General features: G+C 37.6%; 1 pseudogene. It reads right to left on the reverse strand.

The features are described 5' to 3' along the window. Positions 1–63: 63 nt before the first annotated feature. Positions 64–1,004: pseudogene (locus G322_RS23150) on the reverse strand (IS630 family transposase). Positions 1,005–1,031: the final 27 nt, after the last annotated feature.

Raw genomic sequence — 1,031 nt, forward strand, 5'->3', positions numbered from 1 at the left:
TTGCATCTCTTGTCGGAGGAAAAGTAGTGATCATATATTCAACTGACTACTTTTCCAACTAATCTAAGTTATGCACTTCGGAGTTGAATCTAAGACTCTATCAATATCACTTCTAAAATTATTCCAAGCAATGGACCACTTTTCTACAATGTCGTCGTAACCGTTAAAAGAGCGATTTTCAATTTCGTTTTGCCTCATCCATGACCAGACTTGTTCAATTGGATTTAGCTCAGGTGAATAAGGGGGAATATGAATAATACTGAGGTTGGGGAACGCTTCATCTAAATACTCTTGGTGCCAACTTACACCATCCATGAGTACAACAGCATGACAGCCTGTCTCTGTTGCTTTGGCTATGAGTGCTAAATGTTCTTTCATCACCTCCATGTTACTAAATGGAGCAATGATGGCCTCTATTTTACCATTCGTAGGGCAAACAGCACCAAATATATACGCATAAGTGAATTGTTGTTGCTGTACTACACGTGGTCTTGAGCCTTTTTCAGCCCATATTTTAGTGGTTGTGTTCTGTTGTCCAAAACGCGCTTCATCTTGAAACCATATATCAACCCGATCTAAAGCAATATGACCCGGGATCTTAAGGATCGTTTTTATTTGGAATTTTTTTAAAATTTTCCTGTGCTTCAATTGATTTTTTGTATTGAATGCCAAACTCAGCAGAGATATATAGCTGTACATCTTTTCCTTGAAGCCTTCCACCTTCAGATTTTACTGCACTAGAAACAATAAACTCTTTCAATTTATGTCACTGTGATTTATTCAATTCTTTGGGCCGACCCGTATATTTTTTTTCTTTAAGTCCTGAAATGCCATGTGTTAAGTAGCTTTGAATCCAGCGGCTATTAACGCTTGTTCGGCTCACCTTTAAGTATTGAGATATTTGAGTGCTATTTTTACCATCAATAAAATGATGCGGCGAGCAAACGAAGCTTTAACCTCGCATTCGACGTCGAACTAATCATTTTTGATAAATCTTGAGTCATATTTCACCACCGTTAAAGAGAAGCTAA

Origin of the sequence: Psychromonas hadalis ATCC BAA-638, from assembly GCF_000420245.1 — a bacterium.
In the GTDB taxonomy this organism is placed as follows: Bacteria; Pseudomonadota; Gammaproteobacteria; order Enterobacterales; family Psychromonadaceae; genus Psychromonas; species Psychromonas hadalis.